Below are 8,020 nucleotides of genomic sequence, written 5' to 3'. Positions count from 1 at the left end.
GGCCTGCACGATCCACAGGGCGCCAGTGAGGGACGGGCCGCCCGGGGGGCGCAGCCGCGGCTGGCGTTCCCGGGCCAGGTCGGCCAGGGCCGCGACCGACCCGCACAGCAGCAGGGTCAACCCCACCAGGGCGGCAAGGGCGTGGTTCATGCCGGCGAATCCCAGGCACGGCCGAGGCGCTGCAGCCGCAGGCACTGGCTGCGCCGCAGCCACTGGTTGGCGAACAGGCCGGTGCTGGCGATCAGGCTGAGGATCAGGCCCAGGGCCGTGCTCAGCAGCACCTGGCCGAACCCGGCCAGGTTGGCCCCCGCCGGCAGCAGCAGCTGGGGGCCGAGGCTGGCGAGCACCTGCATCAGACCCAGCACGGTGCCCACCAGCCCGAGCAGCGGCGCCAGCACGATGGCCGCCTGGAGCAGGGGCTCGCCGAAACGCATCTCCAGCTCCCAGTCCTCCAGCAGGCGCCCGGCAGCCGATCCGCCCTGGTCGGCCAGCACCCGTTCCCACTGCTGGCGCCGGGAGGCGCGGCCGCGCCACCACTTCCACCAGTAGCGGCCCCGGTCGATCACCACGGTCACCACGGCGATGGAGAGCAGCAGCAGCAACAGGGCGATGGGTCCATGGATCCCGGGGACCGGTGTCTTCACCCCTGGCGACATTGCATCCAACGGGGGCGATCGTATGGGCCGACGTCGCCCGGACGACGTGCCCCAGCTGCTTGACAGTCCCCGGCGATCGCGCGCTGTCTAAGGTGCCCATGGACCGGATCCAGAGGGAGCACCATGAGCCCCATCCATGCCGATAACAGCCTCAGCATCGGGCAGACCCCGCTGGTGGAGCTGCATCGCGTCACGGAGGGATGCAGCGCCAGGGTGCTGGCCAAGATCGAGGGCCGCAATCCGGCCTACTCCGTCAAGTGCCGCATCGGCGCGGCGATGATCTGGCAGGCCGAGAAAGACGGTCTGCTGGGGCCCGGCAAGGAGCTGATCGAACCCACCAGCGGCAACACCGGCATCGCCCTGGCGTTCGTGGCCGCCTCCCGCGGCATCCCCCTCACCCTCACCATGCCGGAGACGATGAGCCTGGAGCGGCGCAAGCTGCTCACGGCCTACGGCGCCCATCTCCTGCTCACCGAGGGGCGGCTGGGTATGGGGGGGGCCATTGCCGCCGCCCGCGAGCTGGCGGAATCCGAACCGGACCGCTGGGTGATGCTGCAGCAGTTCGTGAACCCGGCCAATCCCCGCATCCACCACGACACCACCGGCCCGGAGATCTGGACGGACACCGGCGGGGTGGTCGATGCCCTGGTCTGCGGCGTCGGCACCGGCGGCACCATCACCGGCGTCAGCCGCTACATCAAAACCACCCTCGGCCAGCCGCTGGTGTCGGTGGCGGTGGAGCCGTTCAACAGCCCTGTCATTCGCCAGACGATGGCCGGTGAGGATCTCCGGCCCGGTCCCCACAAGATCCAGGGCATCGGCGCCGGATTCGTCCCCGCCAACCTCGACCTCAGCCTGGTCGACCGGGTCGAGGCCGTCAGCGATGAAGAGGCGGTGACCATGGCCCGCCGCCTGATGAAGGAGGAGGGGATCCTGGCCGGCATCTCCTGCGGCGCCGCCACGGTGGCCGCCCTGCGGCTCGCCAGGGAGAAGGCCTTCGAGGGCCGCACCATCGTGGTGGTGCTGCCCGACTCCGGCGAGCGCTACCTCAGTTCGGTGCTGTTCGAGGGCGTGTTCAACGAACGGGGCCTGGCGGCCGTCTGACCCCAACGACCGTTCGCGTGCCGCGAGGCCATCGCCGATGAGTTACCTGCGCCAGATCATGCAGCGGCTCCATGACCGCTCCACCGCACCGGCCCCGGTCGACCGCTCCGGTGACCCTGCCGTGCTGGAGGAGCATCTGACGCTCTATGCCGCGCGGCTGGAGGGCTGCAGCGACGCCATGCTCCACTACGAGGCCGCCTGGCTGGAGGAGCACATCGAGACGCTCGAACTCTGCGCCCGGCAACCGACGATGCTCGCCAGCGCCGGAGGGGCCGAGCGGGTGGAGCGGCTGCTGCAGGAGAGCCTGCGGTTCCGTCACCTCCTGGAGAGCGCCCGGGCCGCCCGGGGGCTGACGGGGAAGGGGGTGCGGGCCGCCGTGGTAGCCAGCGAACATGCCTGGGAGCTGTCCGACCCGGGACTTCGCCGGGCCTGGGGCTTCCCCGGCGAGCCAGCGGGCGGCGAAGGGGCCTGAGCGCCCCCTGTCCCCAGCCGCGAACCCTGTTCGTTGCGATACATACAGCGGCTCCAGGTTCCCCAAGGATTGGCTGAGCGTCCTCCTGCGGCACCATGGCGAGCTTCACGATCAGCCTGGAAGGAGGGAAGTCCTTCAGCTGCCCCGACGACACCTACATCCTCGACGCGGCCGAGGAACAGGGCATCGATCTGCCCTACTCCTGCCGCGCCGGGGCCTGCAGCACCTGTGCCGGCAAGATCCTCTCCGGCAGCGTCGACCAGTCCGACCAGAGCTTCCTCGACGATGGGCAGATCGACGAAGGTTTCGCCCTGCTGTGCGTCAGCTACCCCCTCGCGGACTGCACCATCCGGCCGGGGGTGGAAGAGGAGCTCTGATCGCCCCGGTCCTGTTCAGCCGGCCATGGTGACGAACTCCTCGGCCACCGAGGGGTGCAGCGCCATGGTGCGGTCGAAGTCGGCCTTGGTGGCGCCCATGCCGATGGCGATCGCCGCCATCTGAATGATCTCGGCGCTGTGCTCGCCCACCATGTGGCAGCCCACCACCCGGTCGGTGGCGGCGTCCACGATCAGTTTGAGCAGCACCCGGGGGCCCCGGGCCGGCAGGGCCTGGGCCATGGGCCGGAAGCGGGCCCGGTGCACCCGGATGCCCTCGGCACCGAAGCGCTCGATCGCGGCCTCCTCGCTCAGTCCCACCCCGGCCAGTTCCGGCTGGCTGAACACGGCGCTGGCCACCAGATCGTGGTTCACCTGGCGGGGCTTGTTGCCGTAGACGGTGTCGGCGAAGGCGCGGCCTTCGTCCACCGCCACCGGGGTGAGGTTGATGCGGTCGGTCACGTCGCCGACGGCATGGATGTGGGGCACGTTGGTGGTCTGGTCGGCATCCACCGGGATGCGGTGGCCTTCCACCGCCACCCCGGCGCACTCCAGCTGCAGCCCTTCGAGGAAGGGCCGCCGGCCCGTGGCCAGCAGCACGCCGCCGCAGGGCAGCACCTCGCCGCTCTCGGTGATCACCTCCAGGGCGCCGGGCACGCCGGAGATGGCGGCGGGGCTGTGGGCGAAGCGGATCTCAATGCCTTCGGCCTCCATGGCCTCCTGCACGGCGGCGGAGGCCTCCCGGTCAAAGCCCCGCAGCAGGTGGTCGCCCCGCACCAGCAGGGTCACCGCCACGCCCAGGCCATGCAGGATGCAGGCGAATTCGCAGGCGATGAAACCCGCCCCCACCACCACCACCCGGTCCGGGAAGCGCTCCTGCAGGAACATGTCGTCGCTCACCCAGCCCAGTTCGGCCCCGGGGATGGTGGGCCGGTGCGGACGGCCGCCGGCGGCGATCAGGATCCGTTTTCCCTTGAGCCGTCGGCTGGTGCTGGATCCGTGGACCACCTCGATGTGGTGGGGATCGGCGAACCGGCCCCAGCCCCGCACCAGCTCGACGCCCGCCTTTTCCAACAGGGTGATGTGGAGCGCATTGAGCCGGTCCACCTCGCGGCGCACGTTGGCGAGCAGCACCGAGGCGTCGGGCCGGAAGCCGTCCAGCTGCCAGCCGTAGCTGGCCGCATCGGCCAGCAGGTGCCGGTAGGCCGAGCCGTACACCAGCAGTTTCTTGGGAACACAGCCGCGGATCACGCAGGTGCCGCCCACCCGGTCGCCCTCCACGATCGCCACCGAGGCCCCGTAGGAGGCCGCCCGTTTGGCGGCCGCCAGGCCACCGGAGCCCGCCCCGAGGACGATCAGATCGAAGCAGTCGGTCATGGCAGCAGGGCGTCGTGGAGCACGGTGCCATCCAGCATGGCGTCCCGGAGATCGGTGTCCCGCAGGTCGCAGCCGCTCAGATCGGCATCACGCAGGTCGGCGCCCCCCATGTTGGTGCCGTAGAGGCAGGCACCGCGCAGATCACTCCCCTGCAGCAGGGCCCCCTGCATCTGGGCGAAGCTGAGGTCGGCCCCCTGGAAATCGGCCCCGCCAAGGTCGGTGGGCTGGTCGAGGCCGCCGCGGAAGTCGGCCTCCACCAGCCGGGTGGACCGCCAGCGGCTGTGGGCGCCGAGCACCCCCCGCAGGCAGCAGCGGTGCATCAGGGCGCCGCCGAAATCGGCCCCCTGCAGCCGGGCCGCCGACAGGTCAGCGTCGTGCCAGAAGGAGCCGCCGGCCTTGAGACCGGAGAGGTCGGCCCCCCAGAGCAGGGCCTGCTGGAAGCAGGCGCCCTCCACGTTCGCTCCCGCCAGCCGGGCATGGCCGAACCGACCTTCCTTGAAGCAGCCACCGTGCAGGTCGCAGTCGCCGAGATCCAGGGCCACGCCATCGAGATCCCCGAGCCGCAGACCGGCGAAGTGGCGGCGGCCTCCGGCCAGGGCGCGTTTGAGGGCCTCCAGGTCGGCGGGGAGGTCACCCGGCAGATCGGTGGGAGGGTCAGAGGATGGCCGCAAGGGCATCGAGTTGCTGGCGGCGGGAGGCGAGCATCAGCTTCCTGGCCTGGGCCAGGAGCTGGAAGACGCCCTTGTCGATCACTTCATAGAACACCAGGCTGCCTTCGGGACGGCGGCGCACCACCCCGGCGATCGTGAGCAGCTTGAGATGCTTGGACACCAGGGCCTGGCTGAGACCGGTCTTCTCGACGACGGCCGTCACGTTCAGGGGGCCCGGGCGCAGGGTCTCGAGCACGGTGAGCCGGTTGGGCTCCGAGAACACCTTGAAGTAGTCGGCCAGAGATTCCATCGACCGCAACGGGGCCCGTGTTCGGGGAGGCTACCACGCTTGCGTCTCAGACTGTTGATACAGAATCGTGAAACCACAGGTCTGCTTCCCCTGGATCACGTAGTATCACGATGTCGTTATGACGTGAACCAGCGTCGCCTCCGATGACCGCCACCCTTTCTGCTCCTGCTGCGGCGCCCCACCTGCGGGAAGACCTGCTGACCCCGCGGTTCTACACGACCCAGATCGCCAAGGCGGCCCGCACGGATCTGGAGCGGCAGCGGCCGGCGTTCGAGGCGATGCTCGCCGAGATGGAGGCGGACTACAACCGCGACCACTTCGACCGCAAGGCACCGCTGGACCGGCTGCGCGATCTCAGCCCCGAGGAGAAGCAGGCCTATGAGAGCTACCTGGTGCGCTCCTGCGTGTCGGAGTTCTCCGGTTTCCTGCTGTTCAAGGAGCTCTCCCGCCGGCTCTTCCAGGCCCAGCGTCCTGAGATGGGGCGGCTGTTCCAGCTGATGGCCCGTGATGAGGCCCGCCACGCCGGCTTCCTCAACCGGGCCCTGGTGGCCGAGGGCATCGCGATCGATCTGCCCAGCCTCAGCACCAAGCGACCGATCACCTGGTTCCCCCTGAGCTGGGTGCTCTACAGCGTCTTCCTCTCGGAGAAGATCGGCTACTGGCGTTACATCCTCATCGACCGCCACCTCAAGGCCCACCCGGACAGCAACTTCGCGCCGCTGTTCGATTTCTTCGAGCCCTGGTGCCAGGACGAGAACCGCCATGGCGACATCTTCAACATGCTGATCCGCTGCTGGCCGGCCCTGCGCCAGGGGTTGCGCGGCAAGCTGCTGAGTCGCTTCTTCCTGTGGTCGGTGTTTCTCACCCACAGCCTCACGGTCTGTGAGCGGGGCGAGTTCTACAGGATCCTGGGCATGGACCCGGAGGCCTTCGACGCCGAGGTCATGCGTCAGACCAACCGCACGGCCCGCCGGGCCTTCCCCTGGGTGTTCGATCTGGAGTCCGGCGGCTACATCGCCCTGCGGGACCGCCTCGTCGCCTGCTTCCAGGAGATGGGCGCCGCCCGCCGCCAGGGGGCAGGCCCCCTGCGCCAGCTCGGCCTGCGGCTGCGCTTCGGCGGGCTGCTGTGGCGGCAGTTCTGGCAGCCGATGGTGCCGGCGGAGGCGGGCTGAGCCCGGCCTCCCTGCGGCATTTCCAGCTTCTGTTCCCTTGCCTGCCCTTCCATGCCCCAGCCCCTCCTGACCCCCGCCTACCGCGACGCCTACAGCCGCATCAACGCCCTGGTGATCGTGGGGGAGGGCCTGGCGGACAGCCACTTCCGCCTGCTGGCCGGCCTCCTGCCGGAGGACCGGGACGACCTGCTGAGGCTCGCCGCCATGGAGGGCCGCCATGCCCGGGACTTCTCCGGCTGCGGCAGGCAGCTGGGGATCCGCCCGGATCTGCCGCTGGCACGCCGCCTGTTCGCGCCCCTGCACCGGCTGTTCCGTGAGGCCGTACGCAGCGGCGACCGCGTCAGCGCCCTGGTGATCCAGTGCCTGATCGTCGAGAGCTTCGCCGTGGCCGCCTACCGCTGCTACAAGCCCGTGGCCGACCCCTTCGCCGCGCCGATCATCGCGGCGGTGCTCACCGATGAGGCCGAACACCTCGCGTACGGCGGCCACTGGCTGGCGGCCTGGTTCCCGGAGGTGGCCGCACCGATCGCAGCCTGCTGCGAGCGCGCCCTGCCCATCGTGCTGGCCATGCTCCACAGCGTCCGTGACGACCTGAGCGCCATCGGCATCGATCCCGCCGACCTGGTCGGCGAATTCGTCGGCGGCTTCCAGGCGGCGATCGAACTGGTGGGCTTCCCGCCGTCCCAGGCCCGTGCCCTGGTGGCGCGACTGGCGGGTCGGGCGGCCCAGGCGGCGGCCTAGGTCAGAACCCCGCCTCGTCGAGCATCCCCCGCAGCACCGCGGCGCTGTGGCGCAGCTGGTCCATTTCCTTCCCGGTCAGGGCCATCTGCACCAGGGCGGCGGCGCCGCTGTCGTTGACGATCGTGGGCAGGCTGAGGCAGACATCGGGCAGGCCGTAGTGGCCGTGGCTGCGGCTGCTCACCGTGAGCATCTGGTCCTTGCTGCGCAGCACCGCCTCGACGATTTCGGCGGTGGCCAGCCCGATGGCCCAGGAGGTGCTGCCCTTGAGCCGGATGATCGCGTCGGCCGCCTGGCGCACCTCGTCGTGGAAGAGCTCCTGAAGCTCGGGGTCCGCCAGGGTGCGGCTGCCCTCCCAGCCGCCATCGACCAGGCCCGAGCCAGCCACCACCACCCGACTCCAGACCGGAACTTCGGAATCCCCGTGTTCGCCGATCACCCAGGCCTGGACGTCGTGGGGATCGATCCCCAGCCGGCGGCTGATGGCCATGCGGAAGCGGGCGGAATCGAGCACGGTGCCCGAGCCGATCACCCGGTGGGCGGGGAAGCCGCTCAGCTGGCCGGCGATGTGGGTGAGCACATCCACCGGGTTGCTGACCACCAGCAGCACCGCCCGGGGGCAGTGCTGGGCGATCGGGGGCACGAGCTGGCGGAACAGGGCCGCATTGCGCTCGATCAGCTCCCGCCGCGACTGGCCCGGCCGCTGGGCCACGCCGGCGGTGATCACCACCAGGTCGGCATCGCGGCCCTCCTCGGCCACGGTTCCGGCCCGCAGGTCGGTGCGGGGCAGGAACGGCAGGCCATGGCACAGGTCCATCACCTCCCCCTCCAGCCGGTCATGGGCTACATCCACCAGCACCAGCTCCTCCTGGCAGCCCCGATGCAGGATCGAGACGGCGCAGGCCATGCCCACGGCGCCGCAGCCCACGATCACGACTTTGCGACCGGGGAGGGTGCGCCCCCGCGCCTGGGCGCCGGTGGGAAGGAGCAGGTTGCAGAAGGGGGCGGCTGAGGCGTCGCCGACGGCCGGGGTGAGATCAGGCACCGGCGGCAGGAGCCTGGGGACGGCTCGAACGGTTCGTTGCGGTTGGGTTCGTTGCGGTTGGGTTCACGGCGCCTCCGCTCGGGGTATCGGGCCGTCAGTCCAACGGAAACACGCCTGAGCGT

10 protein-coding genes are annotated in these 8,020 nt (G+C 70.4%); 5 read left to right on the top strand and 5 right to left on the bottom strand.

Annotation, left to right across the window (positions count from 1 at the left end; all coding sequences use genetic code 11):
* Positions 1-146: 146 nt before the first annotated feature.
* Entirely contained in the window at positions 147-644 is a 498-nt protein-coding gene (locus VB737_RS07850; RefSeq protein WP_500312321.1) for a MotA/TolQ/ExbB proton channel family protein, read from the bottom strand.
* A gap of 135 nt (positions 645-779) precedes the next feature.
* Between VB737_RS07850 and cysK the strand changes: the two genes are divergently transcribed.
* The 3 genes from cysK to VB737_RS07835 all read left to right on the top strand — a co-directional run bounded on the left by cysK (position 780) and on the right by VB737_RS07835 (position 2,609).
* The gene (cysK, locus tag VB737_RS07845; protein ID WP_500312320.1) at positions 780-1,760 is read left to right on the top strand and encodes a cysteine synthase A; all 981 of its coding nucleotides are present in this window, start codon (positions 780-782) and stop codon (positions 1,758-1,760) included.
* Between the two features lie 37 nt (positions 1,761-1,797).
* Positions 1,798-2,232, top strand: a complete 435-nt coding sequence (locus VB737_RS07840) for a hypothetical protein (RefSeq protein ID WP_500312319.1) — start codon at positions 1,798-1,800, stop codon at positions 2,230-2,232.
* 95 nt (positions 2,233-2,327) lie between these two features.
* Positions 2,328-2,609: a 2Fe-2S iron-sulfur cluster-binding protein gene (locus VB737_RS07835; protein ID WP_500312318.1), complete on the top strand. Its 282-nt coding sequence runs from the start codon at positions 2,328-2,330 to the stop codon at positions 2,607-2,609.
* Positions 2,610-2,624: 15 nt separating this feature from the next.
* Here the strand turns inward: VB737_RS07835 and gorA are convergent, their stop codons facing one another.
* Genes gorA through VB737_RS07820 form a run of 3 tightly spaced genes read right to left on the bottom strand, consistent with a single transcriptional unit; the run spans position 2,625 to position 4,943 of the window.
* A complete protein-coding gene (gorA, locus tag VB737_RS07830; protein WP_500312317.1) occupies positions 2,625-3,983 on the bottom strand; it encodes a glutathione-disulfide reductase in 1,359 nt (452 codons plus the stop codon).
* Positions 3,980-4,660, bottom strand: coding sequence for a pentapeptide repeat-containing protein (locus VB737_RS07825; RefSeq protein ID WP_500312316.1), 681 nt, complete (start codon positions 4,658-4,660; stop codon positions 3,980-3,982). The genes gorA and VB737_RS07825 overlap by 4 nt, the downstream gene beginning before the upstream one ends.
* A complete protein-coding gene (locus VB737_RS07820) occupies positions 4,638-4,943 on the bottom strand; it encodes an ArsR/SmtB family transcription factor (protein WP_094584033.1) in 306 nt (101 codons plus the stop codon). Before VB737_RS07820 ends, VB737_RS07825 begins: the two co-directional genes overlap by 23 nt.
* Positions 4,944-5,086: 143 nt before the next feature.
* Between VB737_RS07820 and acsF the strand changes: the two genes are divergently transcribed.
* Complete coding sequence (gene acsF, locus VB737_RS07815) at positions 5,087-6,115, top strand: magnesium-protoporphyrin IX monomethyl ester (oxidative) cyclase (RefSeq protein ID WP_500312315.1); 1,029 nt, start codon at positions 5,087-5,089, stop codon at positions 6,113-6,115.
* A 51-nt stretch (positions 6,116-6,166) separates the two neighbouring features.
* Positions 6,167-6,856 carry a long-chain fatty aldehyde decarbonylase gene (locus VB737_RS07810; protein ID WP_500312314.1) on the top strand — a complete coding sequence of 230 codons (690 nt, stop codon included), beginning with the start codon at positions 6,167-6,169 and terminating at the stop codon, positions 6,854-6,856.
* Between the two features lies 1 nt (position 6,857).
* On the opposite strand, the gene VB737_RS07805 is transcribed toward VB737_RS07810, so the two are convergent.
* Positions 6,858-7,898: an L-lactate dehydrogenase gene (locus VB737_RS07805; protein WP_500312313.1), complete on the bottom strand. Its 1,041-nt coding sequence runs from the start codon at positions 7,896-7,898 to the stop codon at positions 6,858-6,860.
* Between the last annotated feature and the right edge of the window lie 122 nt (positions 7,899-8,020).

Origin of the sequence: Synechococcus sp. BA-120 BA3 (genome assembly GCF_034931285.1) — a bacterium.
GTDB lineage: Bacteria > Cyanobacteriota > Cyanobacteriia > PCC-6307 > Cyanobiaceae > Cyanobium.
Note: the sequence above shows the minus strand (reverse complement) of the source record. Positions and strands in the feature narration are given on the sequence as shown.

Coding starts and splice junctions, on each gene's coding strand:
- VB737_RS07825 (WP_500312316.1), bottom strand. CDS start 4,660: ATGCCCTTGCGGCCATCCTCTGACCCTCCCACCGATCTGCCGGGTGAC.
- cysK (WP_500312320.1), top strand. CDS start 780: ATGAGCCCCATCCATGCCGATAACAGCCTCAGCATCGGGCAGACCCCG.
- VB737_RS07840 (WP_500312319.1), top strand. CDS start 1,798: ATGAGTTACCTGCGCCAGATCATGCAGCGGCTCCATGACCGCTCCACC.
- VB737_RS07810 (WP_500312314.1), top strand. CDS start 6,167: ATGCCCCAGCCCCTCCTGACCCCCGCCTACCGCGACGCCTACAGCCGC.
- gorA (WP_500312317.1), bottom strand. CDS start 3,983: ATGACCGACTGCTTCGATCTGATCGTCCTCGGGGCGGGCTCCGGTGGC.
- VB737_RS07835 (WP_500312318.1), top strand. CDS start 2,328: ATGGCGAGCTTCACGATCAGCCTGGAAGGAGGGAAGTCCTTCAGCTGC.
- VB737_RS07820 (WP_094584033.1), bottom strand. CDS start 4,943: ATGGAATCTCTGGCCGACTACTTCAAGGTGTTCTCGGAGCCCAACCGG.
- acsF (WP_500312315.1), top strand. CDS start 5,087: ATGACCGCCACCCTTTCTGCTCCTGCTGCGGCGCCCCACCTGCGGGAA.